Annotated in this window: 22 protein-coding genes; 18 read left to right on the top strand and 4 right to left on the bottom strand. The window is 49.9% G+C overall.

The features are described from left to right. Positions 1-8 precede the first annotated feature (8 nt). Entirely contained in the window at positions 9-2006 is a 1998-nt protein-coding gene (gene tkt / locus DU002_RS14445; RefSeq protein WP_114339109.1) for a transketolase, read from the bottom strand. A 246-nt stretch (positions 2007-2252) separates the two neighbouring features. Here tkt and metK point away from each other — a divergent pair, with 246 nt between their 5' ends. From metK to DU002_RS14415, 6 genes are all read left to right on the top strand, one after another. Further along, positions 2253-3404 carry a methionine adenosyltransferase gene (metK, locus tag DU002_RS14440; RefSeq protein ID WP_114339108.1) on the top strand — a complete coding sequence of 384 codons (1152 nt, stop codon included), beginning with the start codon at positions 2253-2255 and terminating at the stop codon, positions 3402-3404. Between the two features lie 239 nt (positions 3405-3643). Further along, positions 3644-4375 carry a 16S rRNA (uracil(1498)-N(3))-methyltransferase gene (gene rsmE, locus DU002_RS14435; RefSeq protein WP_114339107.1) on the top strand — a complete coding sequence of 244 codons (732 nt, stop codon included), beginning with the start codon at positions 3644-3646 and terminating at the stop codon, positions 4373-4375. Positions 4376-4379: 4 nt separating this feature from the next. Continuing rightward, positions 4380-5330, top strand: coding sequence for a glutathione synthase (gshB, locus tag DU002_RS14430; protein ID WP_114339106.1), 951 nt, complete (start codon positions 4380-4382; stop codon positions 5328-5330). A 101-nt stretch (positions 5331-5431) separates the two neighbouring features. Then, the gene (locus DU002_RS14425) at positions 5432-5995 is read left to right on the top strand and encodes a YqgE/AlgH family protein (protein WP_114339219.1); all 564 of its coding nucleotides are present in this window, start codon (positions 5432-5434) and stop codon (positions 5993-5995) included. Continuing rightward, positions 5995-6429: a Holliday junction resolvase RuvX gene (ruvX, locus tag DU002_RS14420; RefSeq protein WP_114339105.1), complete on the top strand. Its 435-nt coding sequence runs from the start codon at positions 5995-5997 to the stop codon at positions 6427-6429. The genes DU002_RS14425 and ruvX overlap by 1 nt, the downstream gene beginning before the upstream one ends. 138 nt (positions 6430-6567) lie before the next feature. Further along, a complete protein-coding gene (locus tag DU002_RS14415; protein WP_114339104.1) occupies positions 6568-6966 on the top strand; it encodes a hypothetical protein in 399 nt (132 codons plus the stop codon). Between the two features lies 1 nt (position 6967). On the opposite strand, the gene DU002_RS14410 is transcribed toward DU002_RS14415, so the two are convergent. The 3 genes from DU002_RS14410 to DU002_RS14400 all read right to left on the bottom strand — a co-directional run bounded on the left by DU002_RS14410 (position 6968) and on the right by DU002_RS14400 (position 10444). After that, the gene (locus tag DU002_RS14410; RefSeq protein WP_114339103.1) at positions 6968-8089 is read right to left on the bottom strand and encodes a transporter substrate-binding domain-containing protein; all 1122 of its coding nucleotides are present in this window, start codon (positions 8087-8089) and stop codon (positions 6968-6970) included. A gap of 179 nt (positions 8090-8268) precedes the next feature. Then, positions 8269-9396: a PilT/PilU family type 4a pilus ATPase gene (locus DU002_RS14405; RefSeq protein WP_114339102.1), complete on the bottom strand. Its 1128-nt coding sequence runs from the start codon at positions 9394-9396 to the stop codon at positions 8269-8271. Between the two features lie 13 nt (positions 9397-9409). Then, positions 9410-10444, bottom strand: coding sequence for a type IV pilus twitching motility protein PilT (locus DU002_RS14400; protein WP_114339101.1), 1035 nt, complete (start codon positions 10442-10444; stop codon positions 9410-9412). A 36-nt stretch (positions 10445-10480) separates the two neighbouring features. Between DU002_RS14400 and DU002_RS14395 the strand changes: the two genes are divergently transcribed. From DU002_RS14395 to DU002_RS14340, 12 genes are all read left to right on the top strand, one after another. After that, positions 10481-11170 (top strand): YggS family pyridoxal phosphate-dependent enzyme, encoded by a 690-nt coding sequence (locus DU002_RS14395; protein WP_114339100.1) that lies wholly within the window; start codon positions 10481-10483, stop codon positions 11168-11170. A 60-nt stretch (positions 11171-11230) separates the two neighbouring features. Further along, positions 11231-12058: a pyrroline-5-carboxylate reductase gene (gene proC / locus DU002_RS14390; protein ID WP_114339099.1), complete on the top strand. Its 828-nt coding sequence runs from the start codon at positions 11231-11233 to the stop codon at positions 12056-12058. A gap of 83 nt (positions 12059-12141) precedes the next feature. Next, on the top strand, positions 12142-12687 hold the full coding sequence (locus DU002_RS14385) for a YggT family protein (protein ID WP_114339098.1): 546 nt from the start codon (positions 12142-12144) through the stop codon (positions 12685-12687). Continuing rightward, positions 12687-12989 carry a DUF167 family protein YggU gene (gene yggU, locus DU002_RS14380; protein ID WP_114339097.1) on the top strand — a complete coding sequence of 101 codons (303 nt, stop codon included), beginning with the start codon at positions 12687-12689 and terminating at the stop codon, positions 12987-12989. The genes DU002_RS14385 and yggU overlap by 1 nt, the downstream gene beginning before the upstream one ends. A gap of 65 nt (positions 12990-13054) precedes the next feature. Then, the gene (locus tag DU002_RS14375) at positions 13055-13504 is read left to right on the top strand and encodes a DUF4426 domain-containing protein (RefSeq protein ID WP_114339096.1); all 450 of its coding nucleotides are present in this window, start codon (positions 13055-13057) and stop codon (positions 13502-13504) included. 99 nt (positions 13505-13603) lie between these two features. Continuing rightward, positions 13604-14197 (top strand): XTP/dITP diphosphatase, encoded by a 594-nt coding sequence (locus tag DU002_RS14370; protein ID WP_114339095.1) that lies wholly within the window; start codon positions 13604-13606, stop codon positions 14195-14197. A gap of 25 nt (positions 14198-14222) precedes the next feature. Continuing rightward, entirely contained in the window at positions 14223-15380 is a 1158-nt protein-coding gene (hemW, locus tag DU002_RS14365) for a radical SAM family heme chaperone HemW (protein ID WP_114339094.1), read from the top strand. A 131-nt stretch (positions 15381-15511) separates the two neighbouring features. Next, a complete protein-coding gene (locus DU002_RS14360) occupies positions 15512-17374 on the top strand; it encodes a DUF885 domain-containing protein (RefSeq protein ID WP_407642954.1) in 1863 nt (620 codons plus the stop codon). A gap of 70 nt (positions 17375-17444) precedes the next feature. Further along, the gene (locus tag DU002_RS14355) at positions 17445-18614 is read left to right on the top strand and encodes a GGDEF domain-containing protein (protein ID WP_114339093.1); all 1170 of its coding nucleotides are present in this window, start codon (positions 17445-17447) and stop codon (positions 18612-18614) included. Between the two features lie 81 nt (positions 18615-18695). Further along, positions 18696-20933, top strand: coding sequence for a S9 family peptidase (locus DU002_RS14350; RefSeq protein WP_114339092.1), 2238 nt, complete (start codon positions 18696-18698; stop codon positions 20931-20933). A 266-nt stretch (positions 20934-21199) separates the two neighbouring features. Further along, complete coding sequence (locus DU002_RS14345) at positions 21200-23260, top strand: methyl-accepting chemotaxis protein (RefSeq protein ID WP_114339091.1); 2061 nt, start codon at positions 21200-21202, stop codon at positions 23258-23260. A 210-nt stretch (positions 23261-23470) separates the two neighbouring features. Next, on the top strand, positions 23471-25819 hold the full coding sequence (locus tag DU002_RS14340; protein ID WP_199405253.1) for a M1 family metallopeptidase: 2349 nt from the start codon (positions 23471-23473) through the stop codon (positions 25817-25819). Positions 25820-25822 lie beyond the last annotated feature (3 nt).

Raw genomic sequence — 25822 nt, 5'->3', positions numbered from 1 at the left:
GAGTGGAATTAGCCCAATAACTCGCGGCAATTTTCCAAAACATTTTTGGTGGTGATACCAAACATCTCGAACAACTGATCCGCAGGAGCGGACTCACCGAACGTTGTCATACCAATCACCCGACCATTCAGGCCAACATACTTGTACCAGTAGTCGACTATTCCGGCTTCAACGGCGACGCGGTTACTTACCGCAGCAGGCAATACAGCTTCTTTATACGCTGCGTCCTGGGCGTCAAACACGTCCGTTGATGGCATTGAAACGACACGCACCTTGCGGCCTTCCGCAGTCAACGTGGCATAGGCTTCAACTGCGAGTTGAACCTCAGATCCGGTAGCAATCAGGATAAGCTCAGGCTGACCTTCACAATCCTTCAACACATAACCACCGCGGGCGATATCAGCAACCTGCTGTGGGGTACGGTCCTGATGAGCCAAGTTCTGGCGAGTAAAGATAAGGCTAGTAGGCCCCTCTTTACGTTCAATCGCCGCTTTCCAAGACACAGCTGATTCAACCGTGTCACATGGACGCCAGTTTTCCAGATTAGGTGTCATACGCAAGCTGGAGATCTGCTCTACTGGCTGGTGCGTCGGACCATCTTCACCCAAACCGATAGAATCGTGGGTATAAACAAAGATGCTACGCTGCTTCATCAACGCGGCCATACGTACCGCATTACGAGCGTATTCAACGAACATTAAGAAAGTGGCACCGTAAGGTACGAAACCTTTGTGCAGAGCAAGACCATTCATGATGGCTGACATGCCAAATTCACGCACACCGTAAAAGATATAGTTGCCGTCAGCATCATCAGCAGTGAGGCCTTTCGCCCCACTCCACAATGTCAGGTTAGAACCCGCGAGATCGGCTGAGCCGCCCATGAATTCAGGTAACAATGGGCCATAAGCATTCAGGCAGTTCTGACTTGCTTTACGGGTCGCAATGACTTCGCCTTTGGCTTGCAGGTCAGCAATGTACTGATCTGCTTGCGCTGAGAACTCAGCAGGCAGGTCACCCTTCATGCGGCGCTCATACTCAGCAGCTAACTCAGGGTGTTCGCCACGATAAGCAGCAAATTTGTCATGCCAAGCGGCTTCTTCGGCCTGACCCGCATCTTTCGCACTCCACTGCTCGTAGTGATCAGCAGGGATCTCAAATGCACCATGCTTCCAACCAAGGAATTCACGTGATGCAGCGATCTCTTCATCGCCTAATGGCGCACCGTGACAGTCGTGGCTACCAGCTTTATTCGGCGAGCCGTAACCAATCACGGTCTTACAACAGATAAGGGTTGGCTTGCCAGTTTCTGCACGCGCCGCATCGACTGCTGCTGCAATCGCTGCTGCATCATGGCCATCAACCGCTGGAATAACGTGCCAGCCGTATGATTCGAAACGCTTGGCCGTGTCATCGGTAAACCAGCCTTCAACTTCACCGTCAATTGAGATGCCGTTGTCATCCCAAAATGCAATCAACTTACCTAGACCCAAGGTGCCAGCCAATGAACAGGCTTCATGGGAGATACCTTCCATCAAGCAACCGTCACCGAGGAAACAATAGGTGTAATGGTCAACCACATTATGAACACCACGGTTAAACTGCGCGGCCAATGATTTTTCTGCGATCGCAAAACCAACCGCATTGGTAATGCCCTGACCCAGTGGACCGGTGGTAGTTTCTACACCCGGCGCATAACCATATTCAGGGTGACCCGGGGTTTTAGAATGCAGCTGGCGGAAATTTTTCAAGTCATCAATGGAGAGATCGTAGCCTGTAAGATGCAACAGGGAATACAACAACATAGAACCGTGGCCGTTGGATAATACGAAACGATCGCGGTCAACCCATTCAGGATTAGTTGGGTTGTGCTTCATATAATCGCGCCAGAGAACCTCCGCGATATCAGCCATACCCATAGGTGCGCCGGGGTGACCCGACTTAGCTTTTTGTACACCATCCATGCTCAGTGCACGGATTGCGTTGGCAAGATCACGACGAGAAGGCATCGAATACTCCCAGCTCTATAATTTGAAGTGTCTGAAAAAATGGACGCATATTGTCAATGTTTCTGTGTACATTAGCAACGAAATTCTACGCCTCTATATATGTAATCTATTATTTACGTTTACACGTACAACAAAGCGGTTATGCGCTTTTTTTACGATCGGGGCTAGCACATTTGCAGCTCTCTTGGTTAGAATAGACGTCTAGACGTTCATACATATATAAGTCTATCTATCTGGATGACACCCATGGCACAACATTTATTTACCTCCGAATCCGTTTCTGAGGGGCACCCCGACAAAATCGCAGATCAGATCTCTGATGCTGTTCTCGATGCAATTCTCGAACAGGACTCTATGGCACGCGTAGCCTGTGAGACCCTGGTTAAAACCGGCATGGTGCTAGTGGCAGGCGAAGTCACTACTGAAGCATGGGTAGATATCGAACAACTGGTACGTGATACCGTTCGAGATATTGGCTATGTGCACTCGGATATGGGCTTTGACGCTGACTCCTGTGCTGTCGTTAACGCTATCGGTAAACAATCGCCTGATATCGCTCAAGGTGTTGACCGCGGTGATCCTCGCGAGCAGGGGGCTGGTGACCAGGGCTTGATGTTCGGTTACGCCAGCAACGAGACTGATGTCTTGATGCCTGCGCCAATTACTTATGCCCACCGCCTCGTGAAGCGTCAGGCTGAAGTACGTAAGAACGGCACACTTCCTTGGTTACGCCCAGACGCTAAAAGCCAGGTAAGTTTTGTTTATGAAAACGGCAAGCCTGTTGGCATTGATGCTGTGGTGTTATCGACACAGCACTGTGACAGCGTCAGCCAAAGTGACCTGGTAGAAGCGGTTCGCGAAGTCATTATCGATCCGGTATTACCCCGCGAATGGCTAAACGACAAGACCAAGTACTTCATCAACCCCACCGGCCGCTTTGTTATCGGTGGCCCGATGGGTGACTGCGGCTTAACTGGCCGGAAGATCATCGTTGATACCTACGGTGGTATGGCTCGCCACGGTGGTGGGGCGTTCTCCGGTAAAGATCCATCAAAAGTTGACCGTAGCGCCGCTTACGCTGGCCGTTACGTGGCAAAAAACATTGTTGCTGCTGGGTTGGCTGAACGCTGTGAGATCCAGGTAAGTTATGCCATTGGCGTAGCCGAACCGACCTCTATCAGCGTCGAAACCTTTGGTACAGGTAAAGTGGCTGACGAGCTGTTAGTTAAACTAGTTAGAGAGCACTTTGACCTGCGTCCATATGGTCTCACTGAAATGCTGGATTTAGTGCAGCCTATCTATAAAGAAACCGCCGCTTATGGTCACTTTGGCCGTGAGCAGTTCCCTTGGGAGCAGGTTGATAAAATTGACGCTCTGCGCGCCTCTGCAGGCTTATAGTTGACTGACTAAATTTGCCGCTCCCCGTGCATTAGCACACCCCACAAAGTGCTGTGGGTGCCATGCACTTGCGGCAAGGCTCACCCCGCGTAGTGTTTTGGGTGTACCGTTCATCCTGAACATAAAGGTAAGCGAAAGCTTGCCTTTTTTGTTTATACTGCGTTGATTGATCACGAAAACAGGCTTCGCTTTCTTCGCACTGCTTTTCAATATCGTTTGGTCAGGATAAGAGTTACATCATGCGCAACATTCGACTATTTCACCCAGAACCGCTGACATCTCCGTCAACGGTCGAGCTAAGTAGTGATGCCGCGGGTCACGTGGCGCGCGTACTCCGAATGCGCCTCGGCGATCCGGTGACGCTATTTAATGGCGACGGTCATGAATACCAAGGAACGCTTTCCGACGTCGGCAAACGCAATGTGTCTGTGCAGATACAGCAAGCCCAACCCGCAGATCGGGAAAGCCCACTTGCGATCCATTTAGGCCAAGGAATAAGCCGTGGTGAAAAGATGGATATCACAATTCAGAAGTCAGTCGAGTTAGGCGTACGAGAGATCACACCACTGATTACTGAACGATGCGGCGTCAAGCTCAACAATGAACGCTGGGAGAAAAAAGTCGCACATTGGCAGAAAGTAGCTATCAGTGCCTGCGAACAGTGTGGCCGCAACAGAGTGCCGCGTATCAATTCGCCCCAGCCGCTATCGGAATGGTTGGCCAGAACAACTGACGCCACTCGTCTCACTTTGCATCCTCATACCGATACCAGCTTTAGCAACATGGCGGCGCCTGGGGATCAGGTAGAGATACTTATCGGCCCCGAGGGCGGACTCTCCGAGCAGGAGATTACCGTCGCTGAGCAAGCGCAATTTTTTACCGTCAAACTCGGTCCTCGCATATTACGAACAGAAACCGCGGCGTTGGTTGCAATCAGCGCTTTGCAACTCAGATTTGGTGACTTGGGATAACAGAATGACTATTACCGTCGGTATCGTGATGGACCCCATCACAGAGATAAATATCAAGAAAGACAGCAGCTTTGCCATGCTAATGGCGGCACAGGCCCGTGGCTGGCAATTGCGCTATATGGAGATGGCGGATCTCTATCTCGACCAAGGCAAAGCCTATGGCCGTATGGCACCACTGCAAGTGCAACAAGACGCAGAAAACTGGTTCGCTTTAGGCGCGGCCGAAGAGTTACCGTTGACGGAACTTGATGTGGTATTGATGCGCAAAGACCCCCCCTTTGATACCGAGTATATCTACGCCACCTACATGCTAGAGCGGGCCGAAGATGAAGGCGTGCTGATCGTCAATAAGCCCCAAAGCCTGCGCGATGCCAACGAAAAGCTGTTTACAGCTTGGTTTCCCGAGTTAACACCCCCTACGCTAGTCACCCGTCGAGCTGATAATATTCGTCGTTTCTATGCCAAACATGACGACATTATTCTAAAGCCGCTGGACGGCATGGGCGGCGCTTCGATTTTCCGGATCAAACCCAATGATCCAAATCTAGGGGTGATCATCGAAACCCTGACGGAACATGGTCAACGCTACTGTATGGCGCAAGCGTTTATTCCAGACATTAAAGATGGCGACAAACGGATCCTGATGATCGATGGTGAACCGGTCCCCTACTGCTTGGCGCGTATCCCCGCCAAAGGAGAAACCCGTGGCAACCTCGCCGCTGGCGGCAGAGGTGAAGCACGGCCTCTGAGTGAAAGTGATTTGCGTATTGCCCGCGCCGTTGGGCCGACGTTAAAAGCCAAAGGGCTGATCTTTGTTGGCCTGGATATCATTGGTGAAGGGCTGACTGAGATCAACGTCACCAGCCCAACCTGTATTCGTGAAATAGAAGCGGCATTCGATATCGATATTGCTGGTCAGTTAATGGACGCTATTGCGCAACGATTAGCCAACTAATCCTTTTTCAGTATGGCGGCTAAGGAATTATGGCCGCCTTAGCTGAGTTTTACGCCAGCAACTGCCATAATAATAGTGTCTGTAGTAACCGAGTGAAATGTATGGAAAGTCTGCGCGATCACCTGCTTATTGCCATGCCGTCGCTGAAAGATCCGTTTTTTTCACGCAGCGTCACCTATATCTGTGAGCATGATGACAAAGGGGCGATGGGTCTCATCATTAACCAACCCGCGCCCATCACCGTTAGCGAGCTACTCAAGCAGGTTGAACACCTTGACTTGGATGACCTGCCTGAAACCACCCGCCAACGCAAAGTCTTTTCCGGTGGACCAGTCAGCCCTGAGCGTGGTTTCGTCCTGCACTCCGCCCAGCACGGCTGGACCAGTAGTCTGAAGGTCAGTGACCAAATAATGGTGACCACCTCGAAAGATATTTTAACCGCCCTGGGCACAGACAAAGCACCGGAGCAATATATCATCACTCTTGGCTACTCTGGCTGGTCTGAAGGGCAGCTCGAAGAAGAGTTGGTTCGCAACAGTTGGCTCACGATCCCCGCCGATGATGAACTGATTTTTAGTACCCCAGCGGATCAATTATGGGAAGCCGCAGCCAAACGGTTGGGTGTCGACATCTGGAATATCAGCCCAGAAATAGGTCATGCTTAATGGGTTCACAAGCGGCACAAAGAACCCTGCTGGGCTTCGATTTTGGCACGGGTAGCATCGGTGTGGCCATCGGCCAAGAGCTGACAGGTACCGCATCACCGCTGCCCGCGCTGAAAGCCAAAGATGGTATACCAGACTGGGATCAGCTCAAACGTCTAATCGAGGAGTGGCAACCCGATCTATTAGTGATTGGCCTACCACTCAACATGGATGGCACAGAGCAGTGGATAACCGCCAGAGCCAAAAAATTCGCCGGACGATTACATGGCCGCTTTGGCACACCGTTTGAGATGCAGGATGAACGCCTGACGACGGCAGATGCAAAAGAAAGATTGTTTGAGCTGGGTGGCTATCAAGCACTCCAAAAAGACAAAATTGATAGTGTATCGGCAGTACTCATCATCGAAAGCTACATGCAACGAGCCTATCAGTAGCTAAAGAGAAGCCACGAGCCTAATCAACTTCACAACTTCACGTTTCTTAATATTGTCTGATGCCGATATCCGTTAGCATAAACTGACATTCTTGGTAGCAAGCAGTATCGTAGCACAACGGATTTGGACAGCAGTTGAATGGCAAGCCAAAATATTTGTTCCGCACTGATTTTGATAAGCCTGTTGTCGGCGTGCTCAGGTAAACCCAAGGCGGAACTTCCCCAAGCGACACTTAATTACGAAGCCTTAGATGACGGCTCAATTAAGTTTGTTTACACGCTACCCTTTACCACTCCCACCCTGAATACCAAGAAGAAACGTCAGCAACCTCAAGGGGGGCAATACCGCAGCCTGCGCGAACCACAATCCCCCGTAAACGCAGCTTTAACCGGTATCACAGATCCTGAAATGGAAGAGCAAGCAGAGGTCGGGCTGGATAGCGCATTAGACGAACAGGAACTCTGTTTCGAATCGCTAACTATTAAGCAACGGCGCTGGACCACCGCAGGCTATCAACTAACCGGGTTCTGCCGTTAACCTATTTTGTCACACCCAAATACCTGTCTTTGATCTGCTGCCACTCATCCGTATCTATCAAGTTCAATATTTGTTGGTTTAACAGTTCTCTGGTGGGATCATTTGGCGGTAACGCAATACCATAATCCTGACGCAGGAACGTTTGCGGCAACACCCTCAATTGATGGGCAAAACTCGCATTAATTTCATACCGTAGAATCGGTAAGTCATACACCATGGCAATCACCTTGCCATCTGCAAGTAGCTTTAAGCCCTCTTCAACGGATGCCACTTCTTCATGACGAACAAACTGTTCATGCAGATAGATAGAACTGGTGCTGCCTTTAACAGAGACCACCGGTTCACCATACAGGTCATCAATACCAGTAATAGACTGTTCCAATTGTTCCACCGTTAAAGAGGTGGCGATGGCCGCAGTAAACCCGGAAATAATAATGATACTGGCAAACATCCAGATTAAACCGACAATCCGTCCCAGCAGGGTTTTTGGCGCTTTATCTCCATACCCTACGGTAGTCATCGTTACTGCTGACCACCAAACACCCGCTCCAACCCCTTTGATTGGCGCAACAGAAAACTGCTCATTGTGTTTACGCTCTGCCAACCAAACAACCACTCCGACAATGGTAAGTACAGCTAGCAAAGCACCTGCCGCTTTAATAAATGGGCCGGAGAAGAGAGCTTTGACCGCACTTATCCAACTAACCGACTGGCTTTTCGCCACAGCGATACCTAATCCAGAAGTAAGAAAGGGGTGGGTAAAGTCAACAGATTGTTCCCGCTCTGCGGTGATGGTTAGAGCAGCGGCAGCAGCAGAGATCTCGCTACGCGAGGCCGCCAACAGCATCTCATCGATCTCCATCTCTCTAAACTCAAGTTGAATACCAGATTGATCAGCAATATGACGAACCAGTTCGATCGTAATGCCATGCCAACCATCTTCGGTTTTAATAGCGAAAGGCGGGGCGTCACGTGTCGCTATCACCAAGGTTTTATGTTGCGCGGTTACCGCATCAGCACTCACTTCCGCAGCAGCCGATGGCACCCAAACAGCACAGCCTATAAGTACGGAGGCAAACCAAATCCAAGTGCTTACAACACGGCTTAAACAATCTCTATCCATCTTGCTATCCCCTTCCCTTTCCTGCCCGCAGCGGTGGACAAAAGAGTAGAATTTATAAGTTATTTATATCAATAGCTTATGACAATAGCATCGTCAATTAACCAACCTTGCATTAACCATAAAAAAAGCCCCGAGATTAATCTCAGGGCTTGTTAATAGTTCTACTAAATTGATGTGGACTAAAAATCGTCATCATCGTTGTCGAGCGTCACACCATCGAGGAAGCCGGAGCCGCCACCGGGTTCATCGCCCTGCAGTTTGATCATTAGACGTAGATCATTAGGCGAATCAGCATAATGTAGCGCATCAGCGTAACTGATTTCACCTGCCTGATAGAGGTCAAACAGTGCCTGGTCAAAGGTCTGCATCCCCTGTTCTCGGGACTTGGTGATCGTCTCTTTAATCAGATGCATCTCGTTCCGACGAATATGCTCACCAATCATCGGCGTATTCAGCAAGATCTCGATCGCCGCTCTACGGCCGTTGCCATCACGACGAGGCACTAACTGCTGCGCCACGATGCCCCGCAGGTTAAACGACAGATCAAACAGCAACTGGTTGTGTTTCTCGGTTGGTGCCAAATGCATAATACGATCCAACGCTTGGTTCGCGTTGTTAGCGTGCAAAGTAGCAAGGCACAAGTGACCGGTTTCGGCGAAACTCAGGGCGAATTCCATGGTTTCCATGGAGCGGATCTCACCAATCAGGATCACATCCGGCGCCTGACGTAAGGCACTTTTAAGGGCCGCATCAAACGATTCCGTATCCAGTCCCACTTCCCTTTGCGTCACCAAGCTCTTTTCATGCTGATGAACAAATTCGATAGGATCTTCAATGGTCAAAATATGACCGCGGGAGTTGCGATTTCGATGCCCTAGTAGTGCCGCCAACGAGGTTGACTTACCAGTACCGGTGGCACCCACGAACAACAATAAGCCTCGCTTCGCCATCACCGTCTCTTTCAGAGTCGGCGGCAACCCCAACGAGTCAGGGTCGGGGATCTGAGTTTCAATCTTACGACAAACCATACCCGCGCTATCTCGTTGCCAGAAGGCACTGATACGAAAACGACCAACCCCCGCTAGCGGAATGGCGAAATTACACTCGCGCTCGTCGTGAAATTGCTGTTTCTGCTTCTCGGTCATCGCGCTTTCAACGATCTCAAGCGCGCGCTCTTTACTCAGCGGTGTTTCCGCCAACGGCGTCATTTCGCCATCAATCTTGGCACTGGGTGGAAAGCCAACGGTAATGAAAAGATCCGACGCCTTTTCATTACTCATTCTCGTCAGCAGTTGATTCAGCAGCATCACCTACACTCCCTTAGATAGCGTTCTTGTCATGAGCTTTCAGACGCGCATCATCCGCAGTAACAATACCGCGACTAACCAAGCCCTGCAGACACTGATCCAATGTTTGCATGCCATGGGCCATACCCGTCTGGATCGCCGAGTACATCTGCGCCACTTTATCTTCACGGATCAGGTTACGGATCGCTGGGGTACCGATCATGATTTCGTGGGCGGCGACTCGACCACCACCCAGTTTTTTCAATAGTGTCTGGGAGATAACCGCACGCAATGATTCAGACAGCATTGAACGTACCATCGCTTTCTCTTCCCCAGGGAATACGTCAACAATACGGTCAATAGTTTTTGCGGCAGAGGTGGTGTGCAATGTACCGAATACCAAGTGGCCGGTTTCTGCAGCGGTCAATGCCAAACGGATGGTTTCAAGGTCACGTAATTCACCCACCAGAATAACATCCGGATCTTCACGCAACGCAGAGCGCAGTGCGGCATTAAAGCTGTGGGTATCGCGATGGACTTCACGCTGGTTGACCAAACACTTTTTGTTGTCGTGAACAAATTCGATAGGATCTTCGATGGTGAGAATATGGTGATGTTTGTTGTCATTGACGTAATCGATCATCGCCGCCAGCGTCGTCGACTTACCAGAGCCGGTCGGCCCGGTCACTAACACAAGGCCACGAGGCAGATCAGAAATCTTCTTAAAAATCTCTGGTGCACCTAAGGTCTCCAGAGTCAAAACTTCCGTCGGAATGGTACGGAATACAGCACCAGCGCCACGCCCCTGATTAAATGCGTTAACACGGAAGCGAGCCAGATTAGGCACCTCAAATGAGAAATCCACTTCGAGATGTTCTTCAAATTCACGGCGCTGCTTATCATTCATGATATCGTAGATAAGTGAATGAACTTCTTTATGTTCTAATGCCGGCACATTGACTCGACGTACTTCACCATCAACACGGATCATCGGGGAAACACCGGCGGACAGATGTAAATCTGATGCATTATGCTTAACAGTAAACGCCAGTAATTCGGTAACATCCATAGCCTAGCTCCAGAAGGTATCGGTAATTAAATTCTTATGAGTGACTTAACAGTTCGCCTGCAGAGTTCGCAACAGCGCATCAATGCAGCCTGTACAGAGGCTGGTCGAGAGGCAGATAGCGTTACGCTATTAGCCGTCAGTAAAACCAAGCCTGCCGCAGCAATCCTCGAAGCAGTCGCTGCCGGACAGCGCTGTTTTGGTGAAAACTACGTACAGGAGGCGGTCGACAAAATAGTCGCCATCGCCAACCCGCAGCTTGAATGGCATTTCATCGGTCCGATCCAGTCAAACAAAACCCGCTTATTAGCAGAGCACTTTGACTGGGTGCAAAGTGTAGACCGTATTAAGATAGCCAAACGCCTTAGCGAACAACGTCCGAGCCACCTTACGCCGTTAAAAATTTGTATTCAAGTCAATATAAGTGACGAACCTCAAAAGGCCGGGATCTCGCTTGAGGCCTTACCAGACTTGGCTCAACAGGTCACAGAATTACCTAACTTACAGCTTCGCGGGCTGATGGCGATCCCCGCTGATGTTGATGACTATCAGGCTCAGCGCGCACAGTTCAAGCGGCTAAATACTGCTTTTATCAATTTGCAGCAACACCACCCAGAATTAGACACGCTATCCATGGGGATGAGTGGCGATCTGGAGGCTGCCATTGCCGAAGGTGCCACCATGGTTCGCATCGGTACGGCGATATTTGGGGCTCGCGCGCCAAAATAGCCGCCACTGTTTCATAATGAACACGCACAATCGAATTAGCGATCAAATAAGGATCCAAAGATGTTTGACCAGCAGGAAAAAATCACCTTCATTGGCGGCGGCAACATGGCCCGCAGTATTATTGGCGGTCTGATCAAGCGCGGCTACCCTGCCCATTTAATCACGGTCACCGCCCCGACGGACAGAACCCGTCAACGGATGGCCGATGATTTTGGTGTGAATACCGCAGAAGATAATGCCAAAGGTGCGAAAGAAGCTGATGTGGTGGTGCTGGCAGTTAAGCCACAACTATTAGACATTGTTTGCGAACGCTTGGTCGCCGATATGGGCGGCCACGGTGATAAACTCTATCTGTCTATTGCCGCCGGCGTCACTGTTGACACCCTGCAAGCCTATCTTAGCGGTGCTCCGCGTATTGTCCGCACCATGCCTAATACACCCTCATTATTGGGGCTTGGCATGACAGGGTTGTACGCCCCTGCAGGCACGAAGCAGGATGATAAACTGTTCAGTCAATCGTTAATGGCCGCCGTCGGTAAAGTGGTCTGGGTGGAAGAAGAAGCCGGTATCAATCATGTTATCGCTGCGGCGGGTAGTGCTCCGGCCTATTTTTTCCTATTCATGGAAGCGATCCAAACTGAAGCTGAAAATATGGGCTTTGATGCTGAGACGGCACGCTTACTGGTGCAACAAACCGCCCAAGGTGCAGCGCAGATGGTCACAGAAAGCGATCTTCCCATATCCACATTGCGCTCGCAGGTAACATCAAAAGGCGGCACCACTGCTGAAGCTCTGAGAACTTTTGAAGAGGGCGAGTTGTCTACCTTAGTCGCTAAAGCGATGCGAGCGGCAGTTGCCAGAGCAGAACAGATGGCTAAACAGTTTTAGTCATCGAATCACTTAAGTTATCGGTGCTTGTAGTTTAGGCTGTTGCCAAGTGCAGGCATTTTCATATTTGGGAGAGTCATTTTATGGCGAGTCAATCCGCCTTTGTATTTCTAATCGATATCCTGTTCAATCTATACCTGATGGTAGTGATTTTACGGGTATGGTTACAGCTGGTCAGGGCTGATTTCTACAACCCATTCTGCCAGTTTGTAGTGAAAGCCACTCACCCCGTGGTGGGACCATTACGCCGGGTACTCCCCGCCATAGGACGATTAGATACTGCCAGCTTAGTATTTGCCCTGGTCATCGCCTGTGTCAAAGTTGTGGTGCTCGCTCTTATTGCCAAAGTACCGTTTGATGCCTTATTTATTCTGATGGCGGGCGGCATCACTTTGGTCAAGGAGATCTTCTCCATCGTCTTCTATGTGCTGATTTTACGCGCTATTCTGAGCTGGGTAAGCCAAGGGTATAACCCCATCGAAGCGGTGATGGCGCAGCTAACCGAACCAATGTTGGCACCGATCCGCCGAATTATTCCTCCCATGGGCGGACTGGATCTGTCGATGTTGGTACTGATTATTGCCCTGCAGTTTCTAAAGATATTACTGTTTGGCGGCAGCATGTTCTGATGCAAGCTGTCACCCGCACCACAGAAAGCCTTGAGCTGCGACTCTATGTGCAGCCCAAGGCCAGTCGTGATAACTGGCAAGGCATCCATGGCGATGAAATCAAACTGGCTATTACTGCCCCGCCTGTAGATGGTAAGGCCAATAGCCACTTGATTAAGTTTCTAGCAAAACAGTTCCGGGTCGCTAAAAATCAGGTACTACTGCTAAAAGGTGCAACCGGTCGACATAAGCTTTTGCGCATATTGCAACCACAGCAGATCCCGCCGCAGATAGCCGCACTGCTGACTAACGAAATCAATTAACCACTTCTATACTAACTACTAATCATCTGCACTAAGTACTAATCATCTGACTAAGGTAACCCATCATGCTGCGCCAAAAACTTTACCGTGGACTCGGCTCCCTACTGTTACTACTGCTAGCGATCACCAGCCAATCCGCCTTTGCCAATGTAGAGAAATTCGGCGACATACACGTGCATTATGTAGCGTTCTCCAGCACATTTTTAACCCCTGCGATAGCCAAAGCTTATGGTATTACCCGAAGCCGCACTAACGGGCTGGTGAATATCTCAGTACTCGATACTGGCAAAGAGGGTAGCCCTGCTGTCGCCGTGAAGATCAAAGGGAAAGCACGAAATTTAATAGGCAACCAAGTGACACTTAAATTTAAAGAGATCCGTGAAGAAAACTCCATCTATTACATCTCACCGATAGCGTACAGCAACGAAGAAACTTTCCGTTTCGAGATTGAACTCACCCATGACGACGGCACTGTCAATACGGTCAAGTTTCAACAAAAATTTTACGCCGATTAGGCCAATACAGCCCCGCTTCCCGCACTGCTGATACCGTTGGGTGTCAGCAAGCCATGCTGTACAATGCGCAGCAACTGTCGCTAATCAGGTTCGCTGCTCATGCAAAAAATCGTTCTCGCCACCGGCAATCAGGGCAAAGTCAAAGAACTCAATCAAATGCTTGCTGGGTTACCGTTTGATATTATCGCGCAAAGTGCATTCGATGTGCCTGATATCGCAGAAACCGGCACCACCTTTGTCGAAAATGCCATCATCAAAGCACGCCACGCGGCAAAAATCACCGGCCTACCGACTATCGCCGATGACTCCGGATTGGAGGTCGATGCTTTATTTGGCGCGCCGGGGATCTACTCTTCCCGCTATGCTGGCGAGCCGTCCAACGACAGCAACAACATAGATAAACTGCTGCTCGAGCTGAGTGGTAAGCCTGCTGCCGAGCGCAAAGCTCGCTTTCAATGTGTTCTGGTTTATATGCGCCACGCTGATGACCCAACACCAGTGATCTGCCAAGGTACATGGCAAGGGGAGATAGCTGTAGCGCGTCAAGGAGAGCAAGGCTTCGGTTATGATCCAGTGTTCTGGGTACCTACCGAACAGTGCATGGCCGCGGAACTTAGCAAGCAACGAAAGAATCATCTCAGTCACCGTGGTCAGGCGTTAAAGCAACTGTTGGCTCAACTCACTCAAGCCTAATCAGGCTGCAATTCGGAAACATATTGTGCAGACACTGCCGCCTCTCAGTCTTTACGTCCATGTCCCTTGGTGTGTGCAGAAGTGCCCCTACTGCGACTTTAACTCCCACACACTCAAAGGCGGTGTACCGGAAGCTGACTATGTCGATGCGTTACTCGCCGACCTGACGCAAGATCTACACTACGTGCAGCAACGCGAGCTAACGACTATTTTCATCGGTGGTGGCACCCCTAGCCTACTGTCAGCCGAAGCGATCGAACGTCTATTACAAGGTATCGCAAAACGTATCCCGCTTGCCAATGATTGTGAGATCACCTTGGAGGCCAATCCGGGGACAGTGGAAAGCGACAAATTTGCACAATTTCAACAAGCAGGGATCAATCGCATCTCTATTGGCGTGCAAAGCTTTCAACCACAAAAGCTACAAGCGCTGGGCCGCATCCATGGTCGTAACGAGGCAATTAATGCAGCACAAATGGCGCAACAGGCCAGATTACAAAGCTTTAATTTGGATCTAATGCATGGCTTACCGGATCAATCGGTTGCCGATGCGATGGCTGACCTAACCCAAGGCATCGCCTTAGCTCCCCCGCACCTGTCCTGGTATCAACTAACCATTGAGCCAAACACCCTTTTTCACAGCCGTCCACCCACCCTGCCTGACGACGACATCCTATGGGATATCTATGAAAAGGGTGATGAAAAACTGCGGCAGGCGGGGTATCAGCAATACGAAGTATCGGCTTATTTCAAGTCAGACAGCCAGGTGGATTACCGCTGCCGTCACAACTTGAACTACTGGCGATTTGGTGACTACCTGGGGATAGGCTGTGGTGCCCATGGCAAGATCACTTTACCTGTCGAAGGGCGGATTATTCGCACCAGCAAGATTAAACACCCGAAAGGCTATCTTGAAGCCAGCAACGGCTACCGACATCAAACACAAGCAATCGCCGTTGCAGATCTACCGTTTGAATACTTTATGAATCGACTCAGGTTATTTGAAGCTTTTCCGCAGAACGAATACAGTAAACTGACTGGACAGGCGATGAGCCAGATTGAACCCATTCTCGCCAATGCCGAGGCGCAGGGGCTGCTGAGTTTAACTGAGGAAAGTATTCAGTTAACTGCCAAAGGCCATCGTTACCTCAACAGCTTATTAGAGATGTTTTTACCAGAGTAAAAGCAGGTAGATCAGTCGCTGATGCAGAAAGCTGTCGGCAGTTTATTGTAGGCTTCCGCACTGCAAGCCTGATATTGTCAACATTATCGCCATGAGGCATCGAGTGTAGTATTAAAATGGACTTCCTATTTATGACCCGACATATGCGTAAATTAAAGCTTCTGCTGGTCGCCGCTTCCCTGATTTCATTATTGTCGGCCTGTGAACCAAAACCTGAGCCACCAACACCTGTTATCGATACCAGCGTAGAACCGACAGATGCCAAACAAGCGGCATACAACACTGAAGTGAATAAGCTCATTGACGAACTCTATATGGCTCAACTTGAGCGCAGTCCGGAGATGCTCACCATACTTGGCATCAAGCAAGATTATGACAAGTGGGATGATCGTTCAGAAGAGTATGCCGCGCAAACACAGCTGCTATATCAAGAACACCTGAGAAGAGTGCAAGATATCGACAGTAGTGAACTGGTAGGTGAAACCGCCCTCTCCTACCAGCTGTTCAAGCAATACCTGCAAGATGAAATCGATGACTACAAATGGCGCTACCATAGTTACCCGGTCGAGCAGATGGACGGCTTGCAATCACACGTACCATCTCTGTTAATCAATCAACATACCGTCACCAGCGAAGAGGATGCCCTCGCCTATGTTGCCCGTCTTTATGGGGTACCGGGGCTGTTTGAACAGCTGCTGGCGCAACTGAAAAAACGCGAAGAGCTCGACATCATCATCCCCAAATTTATTATTCCACTGGTGATCAGTGACAGTCAGAGCTTACTCACCGGCGTGCCATTTGAAGAGGCTGACCAAGACAGCACCCTGTTCGCCGATTTCAAAACTAAGTTATTGGCACTCGATCTGGATGATGAACGCGAACAAAAACTGCTGGATGCTGCCGCATTGGCTTTGACAGAGCATGTTGCCCCGGCCTACGAAAAGCTGATCGCTTACCTGCAACAACTAGAGAACAAAGCGGATAATCATGCGGGCGTGTGGAAGCTTCCAGACGGCGCGCAGTTTTATCAAAGTACACTACATTTCCATACTTCAACCGATCTCACTGCCGAGCAGATACATGAGATAGGGCTGCAAGAGGTAGCGCGTATCCACACCGAAATGCGCCAGGTGATGCTGAAAACAGGTTTCACCGGATCATTACGGGAGTTTTTCCAGTTCATGCGCGAAGATCCTCGTTTCTATTATCCCAACACAGATGAAGGGCGCGCGGCATATCTGCAAGAAGCCACGGCACTGATTGATAATATGAAAAGCCGTTTAGACGAACTGTTTATCACTCAGCCGAAAGCAGATCTTAAGGTCAAGGCGGTCGAGCCATTTCGCGAGAAGACCGCCGGTAAAGCATTTTACGAAGCGCCTTCACTAGACGGTAGCCGACCCGGAACCTATTACGCCAACCTCTACCAAATGAGCAATATGCCCAGCTATCAGATGGAGGGCCTCGCCTACCATGAGGGGATCCCGGGGCATCATATGCAACTGGCGATCGCGCAAGAGCTAGAAAGTTTGCCGCTGTTCCGTCGCTTGGGTGATTACACCGCTTACATTGAAGGCTGGGGACTCTATTCCGAGCTACTGCCAAAAGAGATTGGCCTCTATCAGGACCCTTATTCCGACTTTGGCCGACTGGCGATGGAACTATGGCGAGCCGCCCGTCTAGTGGTTGACACCGGGCTACACGAAAAACGTTGGCCCCGCGAACGGGCGATCGCCTACCTTGCGGAAAATACGCCTAATGCACTCAATGACGCGGAACGCGCTATCGACCGTTATGTCGTCATGCCAGGTCAGGCCACCAGCTACAAAATTGGCATGATTAAGCTGCTTGAACTGAGAGAAAAGGCCAAACAGGCACTCGGAGAAAAATTTGATATCAAAGCCTTTCATGATGTCATTTTGACTCACGGCGCTTTACCTTTGAACGTGCTGGAAACTCAGGTAGACAGCTTCATTGAGCAAAATCAAAAGTAACCGATTGGAACCGCTTTACCGTCACATTTAAAGCTGATAATTTGGCCTCTTGTCCAAGGAGGCCAGTTTAGTGAAGCAGGAAGCGAGCCATTCATCAGGGTTATCATCACTGACCCGATCATCATCTCTGAATATCGAATCACTCGAACTGTCTGAGATCCGTCTGCAGCAACTGCATCTCTACGTAGATAATCACCAGCACGATCGTCTGCTGGCGCCCATGCTTTCATTGATCACCGGCTCGGTACTAAGCGTCTGGGTCAGTTGGCAGGTGGCCGCACTATGGATGCTGATCTCTTTTCTGATCACCCGCAATTATCTGCGGGTCTACAGTAACTTCAAAAAAAGCGCACCGCAGGCAAAAGATGCCTATCAATGGGAGCGGCGTATCGCCATGGCCCATGGTTTACATATGCTGCACTGGGCTGGACTATCGATGTGGGCCTGGCAACCCGGTAACTTCGCCAACCATATCTTTATCGCCATGATCGTCATGGGCTTGATGTCCGCCACCACCGCCATGAGCTCGCCTTCAAAACGTCTGTTTCTGCTCGATATGCTGCCCATCATCATTATTGCATGCACACGACCATTATTTGAGCAGGGGCTGCTCTACAACTCGATGGCCGCACTCAGTGTTTGCTTCTCTATTTTAATGATCCATGTCGGCCTGCAGATTCACCAGAACCTACTGAAAATGCTCTGTTTACAGCAGGAGCGTAAACAACTGATGATGGAACTGGAGAACATGGCCACCACCGATGCTCTGACTGGTACCAGTAATCGTCGCGCCTTTATGACCTTCGCACGCGAAGAGGTAATACGTAGCCAACGTTATCAGCACCCCCTGAGTCTGTTAATGATCGACATAGACCATTTCAAGCGCGTAAATGACAACTTTGGCCACGCCATGGGTGATCAGGTGATCCGCGTGGTTGCTGAGATAATCAGCGAAGAGTGTCGTCATTCAGACCGTGTCGCTCGACTCGGCGGCGAAGAGTTCGCCCTGCTATTACCCGAATGCGGGATCTGCCTGGCGGAAGTAACCGCAGAGCGCATCCGCCAGCGCATAGCTCAAACCTTGGTATCCCACGGCGATCAGGCCAGCAATATAACGATCTCTATCGGCGTCGCCGAACTGACCGCGGCGCAACGAGATATCGATTCATTGCTGGATTTAGCCGACAAACGGCTATACCGGGCAAAGCAAGCTGGGCGTAACCGGGTGGAAACAGCCTAACCAGATAGCAAATCTCTCGCCGACTTGCCCTGAGTCAAAAAAAAACGCAAAGTGACCTCGCTGCTATCATTCGAGGTCACTATGTACAACTTCAGCCACTTTTCTCGCCGTACCTGTCTGACACTTTTCGCATTCAGCCTGAGTTTGCCACTGCAGGCAGAGATGCTTTCAGTTGATCGCATCTTCAGCGATCCCTCGCTATCCGGCACTCCTCCGAAAAAGCTACAACTGGCTCCCGATGGCTCACAAGTCAGCTTTATTCGCCCCCGCGAAGATGATTACAACGCTTACGATTTATGGAGTTACCATCTGGAAACAGGTAAAACCGCTAAGTTAGTCGATGCAGCAGAGTTAACCGGCGGCGCTGAAACACTATCGGATGAAGAGAAAGCACGCCGCGAGCGTCAACGTATTTTCGGTAGCGGTATTTTGGAATACCAATGGTCTCCAGACAGCAAAACACTGCTATTCCCCCTCGCTGGTGATCTCTACCTTTACCAATTAACGGAGCAAAAGTCGCTCCAACTGGTGAAAACTGACGCGTTCGAAACAGACGCTAAAGTCAGCCCCAACGGCAACTACGTTAGCTTTGTTCGCGATCAGGATCTGTACTTGGTTAACCCTGTCACCGCAGAAGAAACCCGCGTCACGACAGACGGCGGGGGCACCATTAAGAACGGCATGGCAGAGTTCGTTGCGCAAGAAGAGATGGGGCGAATGACCGGCTACTGGTGGTCACCGGATGAAACCAAGCTCGCTTTTATTCGTGTAGATAACAGCTCGGTCGACCGCATAGTACGCAGCGAAATCTACGCTGAAGAGATCAAACAGATAGAACAGGCATACCCTGCCGCCGGTCGCCCCAATGTCAGCTACAAACTGGGTATATATCAACTCAGTGATAAAACCACGCAATGGATAGATCTTGGCACTGAAGTCGATTTTTACCTGCCCCGCGTGCGCTGGAGCAGCACCAGTGAGCAGTTAAGTTATCAATGGCAAAACCGCAGCCAACAACTGCTGAAGTTAATGCTCGTAGATACTAAAACCGGTAACCAACGAGAAGTACTGCGGGAAACCTCCAATACCTGGATCAACCTGCATAATGATCTGCGTTTTCTTAAAGATGGTCAGCATTTTATTTGGGCGTCAGAGCGGGATGGTTATAAGCACCTCTACCTCTACACCATGGAAGGAAAACTACTGCGCCAACTTACCCAAGGGGATTGGATCGTCGATAAACTCGAAGCCATTGATGAAACCAAGGGCCTCGTCTTCTTCACCGGTCGCAAAGATTCCCCACTGGAGAAGCACCTTTACTACGTCGCCTTGAGTGGCGAACCAAGAATCAAAAGAATTACCCGGTCGCGCAGCTACCATGATGTCGCGTTTGCTAAAGATGCCAGCCACTATTTAGACACATCCTCCACCGTAAACATGCCTCCACAAGTCAGTTTGCATCAAACTCTCGGCAAACAGGTGGCTTGGATCGACGAGAATCGCCTCAATAGCCGTCATCCACTGACGCCTTATCAAGATCAGTGGTCCCGTCCCGAGTTTGGTGTTTTAGACGCCGAAGATGGGCAAGAGATGCAATACCGCTTGTTCAAACCAGTCAACTTTGACCTATCACGCAAGTATCCAGTGATTGTTCGAGTGTATGGCGGCCCTCACGCACAACGCGTCGTCAATAAATGGAGTTGGCAAAATCTATGGACGCAGGTGATGGTGCAGCGCGGGTTTCTCGTATTTGAACTGGATAACCGCGGCTCATACAATCGCGGAAAAGCGTTTGAAGATCCTATCTATCGTCATCTCGGTAAAGTCGAACTGAAAGACCAGATCAGAGGTGCGCAATATCTTAAATCATTGCCTTATGTCGACGGTGACCAGATCGGTATCTTCGGTCACAGCTACGGTGGCTATATGACTCTCATCAGTATGTTCGAGGCGAGTGACATATTCGCCGCAGGTGTCTCTGGTGCGCCGGTGACAGACTGGCGACTATACGACACCCACTATACTGAGCGCTATCTCGGCCACCCGGCGGGAAATGGTAAAGGCTATGATGCCTCAGCTGTGTTCCCGTATGCGCCCCAGCTTAAAGGCCCGCTGTTGATCTACCACGGCATGGCGGATGACAACGTGCTATTTACCCATAGCACCAAACTATACAGCCAACTGCAACAAGCGATGCTGCCGTTTGAGATGATGAACTACCCTGGTAAGAAACACTCAATCCGCGGCAAAGAAACCCGCATTCACTTGTACCGAACGATACAACAGTTCTTTGAACGGCACTTAATGCCGGAGCTGTAAATAATACGAAAACTATCGCCTCTTTCTAGAGCTGGAAAGAGGCGAATCACCAGCCAATAAAACTTGATGTTCTTCTCATATTGATCAATTGCATCCCGTAATGCCCCGCAATAATGTTCATACCCAGACAGAAAATATCTCCGTTGCACTAATATCGATAAATAGCTGATGTTTAAGCTGTAACTAACAGCTTATTTAGATAGGGGTATGACGCTTTCTCAATGTTTACTCAAGTCATTACAGCAAGTCGATCGTAAGGGAGACAGATGAAAACAAACACGCCAATCACCAATCGCGAAAAAAGTTTTACCGATGGATCGACCTTGGTATCAGTCACTGATCTACAAGGTGTCATTCAATATGCCAATAGAGACTTTATCGAAGTCAGTGGCTTCGATGAAGCAGATCTGATTGGCCAAAACCATCATGTTGTTAGGCATCCCGATATGCCGCCCGCCGCCTTCGAGCATATGTGGAGTACGCTCAAAAACAACCAGCCTTGGCGTGGCATGGTGAAAAATCGTTGTAAAAATGGCGATCACTACTGGGTTGATGCTTATGTCACTCCCGTTTTTAAAGGGGAACAAAAAACGGGCTATCAATCAGTACGCAGCTGCCCAAGCAGAGAGCAGGTAGCAGACGCAGAGCGTTTGTACGCGCAGATGCGTGCCGATACGCAAATGAAAATGCCAGAAAAAAATCGTTGGAAAGATAAGAGTATTAAGTTCCGAGCCACTATTTTTCTTACTTTGCTTGCCGCTGCCACCATCATGGCATTCGCGCTATCACTCCATCACATTGCAATAGTGAACGAACTTGTCACGCCCCTGCTGACAGATAAATCTATGCCCACCGACGGTTTGGTCCTCTTAAAACAACTCGCTGATTACAATCAAGGCAGACTGCTATGGTATTTATTCGCGTTGTTACTCACAGTCGTTGGTGTGATGGGCTTTTGGATCATGATCAACCGCAATATCACGGCACCTATGCTCAAGCTAACCAAGCACGTGCGTAACATGGCCAGTGGCACCATGACCGCAAACATTGATCTTGACCAGAAAGATGAAATGGGTGAGAGCTATATGGCCCTGAAACTATTGCAGTCTCGCCTGAAGACCGTCTTAGGTCAGTTCAGCGAATCGTCACAACAGTTAGTCAACTCTGCAGATGGCTTGTCAGAGGCCAGCCACAACACGCTTCACGGCATGCAACAGCAGCACAGGGAAACCGATCAAGTCGCGACCGCGATGAATGAGATGAGTGCGACCGTTCATGACGTTGCCAACAACACCACCTCGGCTTCTGAAGCATCAAATGTGGCGCAACAAGAAGCAAGCAAAGGCGCCAGTATCGTCAGTGCAACCCGCGCTTCTATTGAAGCGTTATCGCAAGATGTATCGGAAACCGCGACCGTCATTAACCAGCTAGCGGTAAACAGCGATCAGATCAGCTCAATCACAGATACCATCAGCTCGATTGCCGAGCAAACCAACTTGTTAGCACTGAACGCCGCTATTGAGGCGGCACGTGCCGGTGAGCAAGGCAGAGGATTCGCCGTGGTTGCCGACGAAGTCAGAACACTGGCATCAAGAACGCAAGAAGCAACGAACGAGATCCGCAGCATGATTGAAAACCTGCACTCAGGGATCACTTCGGCAGTCGATGTGATGGCAACTGGAACCGACAGAGCGTCGGAAGCCGTTGAAAAAGTACAGGCCACAGAACAAAGCTTTGACATTATCAGCACCGGTATCAATCAGATTAACGACATGAACATGTTGATCGCCACAGCGGCAGAACAACAATCCGCGGTAGCGGAAGAGATGAATCGTAACGTCCAATCAATCAGTGAACATTCGAACCAAACTGCGAAAGAGTCAGAGCGAATGCAAAACGACACCTTGGTATTAACTGATATGTCGCAACGGTTACTCACCCAAATAAGGCAATTTGATCTTGGACGCAGCGCCTTAGCTTTTGACTTTGATGGCGCAAAGTCAGCTCATTTAGCATGGAAAACCCGTGTCAGAACTTACTTGAATGGTGATACCTCAGTTCTCACGAAAGAGCAGGCCTGCTCCCATCGTGACTGCAAATTAGGACAATGGTACTACGACAGAGGACAACAGGAGTATGGCGATATCGCATCATTTAAAGCCATAGAACCACCCCATGCCAAGCTCCACCAGACGATTAAAGAGATCATCGCTGCCAATGAGGCTAACGAAGTAGATAAGGCAGAAAAACTGTATCAAAACCTCGAACCACTATCACAAGAGATCGTCTCTTTACTCGATGCCACAGAGCGCGCCGCAACCAAGTAGCTCCAAGGCTAAGCTTTGAAAGCGCCAGCCTTGAATGGCTGGCGCTTTCAATTAACACCGCTCCTTTACACAACAAAGAGTTACAAAAAAATCCACGGGAAATACCCGCACAACTGCGCTCAAACCTTGCCCATCGGACAACATTTCGGCAACATGCAGCCTCAAATAAGAAAAAAATAATATAAATCATCCTCTCCAGGGAGCAGAAGTATGCAGTGGTATCTATTCGCTGGGTTGGCTATGGTAGCCAGCGCGGTGTTACCTGTTCACGCCCAGACGTGGACCAAACAACCGTTTGATGACAAATTCCGTCAGCTAGAAGAGATCTTGCCAACGCCGAATGACTATCGTACCGGCTCTGGTGCGCCCGGCCATAAATATTGGCAACAACAGGCGGACTACACGATCCAGGTAAAACTGGATGAAGAAGAGAAGCGCGTTACCGGTAGTGAGACCATCACTTACACCAATAACTCGCCAGATCGGCTCTCCTACCTATGGCTGCAACTGGACCAAAATCGCTTCGACAAAAACTCTGACTATAACTTGAGTATGCGGGCGCAAACCCGCTATGTGCTCAAGCCCTCTAACGCGGGTGACAAGCAATCGCTGAAAGATTTTCGTGGTCGCACTAGCCGTCAGAGTTTCGAAGGCGGTTATCAGATCAGCAATCTAAAAGGTGCGAATGGCAAGCCGCTGCGCCATATCATCAATAAAACCATGATGCGTATCGATCTGGATCAGCCTTTGCTGCCGGGTCAACAGTTCAGCTTCAGCCTGGACTGGGAATACAACATGGTTGAAGCCAAGACCCATGGTGGCCGGGGTGGTTACGAGTGTTTTGAAAAAGATGGCAACTGTATCTTCCTGGTCGCGCAATGGTTCCCTCGCATGGCCGTTTACGATGATGTTAATGGCTGGCAAAACAAACAGTTTCTTGGCCGCGGGGAGTTCTCCCTCGAGTTCGGCAACTACGAAATCAGCTATGACGTACCCGCTGATCATATCGTTGCCTCCACCGGTACCTTGGTAAACCCCGAACAGGTGCTCAGCGGGCCACAACAAGACCGCTTGAAAAGAGCTGAGACAGCGAAAAAGCCGGTGATGATCGTCACCGAAAAGGAAGCTCGCGCTAACGAAGAAGACGACACCAGCAAACGCAAAGTATGGACATTTAAAGCAGACAATGTCCGTGACGTTGCCTGGGCCAGTTCACGTAAGTTCCTGTGGGATGCATGGGGCGTGAAAAGCGGTGACAACACCGTTTTAGCGATGTCGTACTACCCGCAAGAGGGTAATCCGCTGTGGGAGCGTTACTCCACCCAAGCCATTGCCCATACTATAGAACAATACAATAAGTACAGCTTCGATTACCCCTACCCTGTGGCCATCTCGGTCAACGGCCCGGTGGGTGGCATGGAATATCCAATGATGACCTTCAACGGTCCTCGTCCGGAAATTGACAAAGAAGACGAGAGCAAACGCACCTACTCTCGTCGCACCAAATATGGTCTGATCTCGGTGATCATCCACGAAATTGGCCATATCTACTTCCCCATGATCGTCAACTCAGACGAGCGCCAGTGGACCTGGATGGATGAAGGTCTTAACACCTATCTGCAATTCCTGGCTGAGCAAGCGTGGGAAGAGAACTACCCTTCTCGCCGTGGCGAGCCGCGTAAAATTATCGATTACATGGTCAGTGCTAAACAGGTACCGATCATGACCAACTCAGAGAGTATTCTGCAGTTTGGTAACAACGCTTATGGCAAACCTGCCACGGCGCTGAACATTTTGCGCGAGACCATCATGGGTCGCGAGCTGTTTGATTATGCCTTCCGTGAATATTCACAACGTTGGAAGTTTAAACGCCCAATGCCTGCAGATTTTTTCCGCACCATGGAAGACGCCTCTGCAGTCGATCTGGACTGGTTCTGGCGCGGCTGGTTCTACAGTACAGATCATGTAGATATCAGCATCGACGATGTGCGGATCATGCAGGTGAATACCGACGATCCTGAAATTGAAGCAGAATGGAAACGAGAGCGCCATGAAGCGGCACCGCGCTCGTTAACCGAGCAGCGTAATGAAGAGTTGCATCGCCGTGTTGACGACTACAGTGAACTCAAAGACTTCTATAACGAACATGATGAGTTCACCGTTTCACCGAAAAGTACCAAAGATGCCGAAGGCAAACTCAAGCCCTACGAAGAGTGGGAGCGGGAGCTGCTGGAAACGGAAGGCAATTTCTACCTGCTCGACTTCAGCAATGTTGGCGGCTTGGTGATGCCGATTATCCTAGCCATCGAATATGACAATGGCGATGTGGAAGAGCTACGAATTCCAGCCGAAGTATGGCGTCAGGATCCGAAACAGGCATCAATTCAATTGTGGCGCGAAGAGGTAATCACTCAAGTGACCGTTGACCCACATTGGGAAACTGCTGACGCAGATATCAGCAATAACTTCTTCCCCCGCAAGATCCTGCCATCACGGTTGGAACTGTTCAAAGACAAGAAGAAGCGTAACCTGATGAAAGAGATGCAGAGCGAAGAGTAATAC

Origin of the sequence: Corallincola holothuriorum (genome assembly GCF_003336225.1) — a bacterium.
GTDB lineage: Bacteria > Pseudomonadota > Gammaproteobacteria > Enterobacterales > Neiellaceae > Corallincola > Corallincola holothuriorum.
This window is presented reverse-complemented; position numbering and strand designations above follow the sequence as displayed.